The organism is Bacillus sp. SIMBA_154 (assembly GCF_046536015.1).
GTDB classification, from domain to species: domain Bacteria; phylum Bacillota; class Bacilli; order Bacillales; family Bacillaceae; genus Bacillus; species Bacillus pumilus_P.
Genome location: NZ_JAWJBV010000356.1, coordinates 1 through 263, shown reverse-complemented (window position 1 = coordinate 263; position 263 = coordinate 1). Strand labels below are relative to the sequence as shown.

Here is a 263-nt window from a genome sequence, read left to right as displayed (position 1 = left end):
CATTGTTTTCTGCAAAATAGTCCATATAAGAATTTGCCATCGCATAATCGCTCTGACCCGCCGCAAGAATCGGGACGGCTGCCGAGACAGATGAAAACAGGACGAAAAATGCCAACGTGTTTTCCGATTTGTTTGATCTGCGGACGTCCCCAAATCCATTTGCTTGTCGCCGTATCAGGATTGAAATAATAAATCGCGTTTTCAGAAGGATCCCAGCCGTTGATCGCATCAAGAACCGCTTCTTTTGCTCTTTCATTCGGCTG

The 263-nt window shown here is 46.0% G+C and carries 1 protein-coding gene and 1 pseudogene; both read right to left on the bottom strand.

The window, feature by feature from the left end; translation table 11 throughout:
- A partial coding sequence (locus R0K30_RS22370; protein WP_410613088.1) for a KR domain-containing protein occupies nt 1-115 on the bottom strand: 115 nt, incomplete at its 3' end.
- Nucleotides 114-263: pseudogene (locus R0K30_RS22365) on the bottom strand (cell wall hydrolase); the annotation flags it as partial. The pseudogene R0K30_RS22365 and the gene R0K30_RS22370, both read right to left, overlap by 2 nt.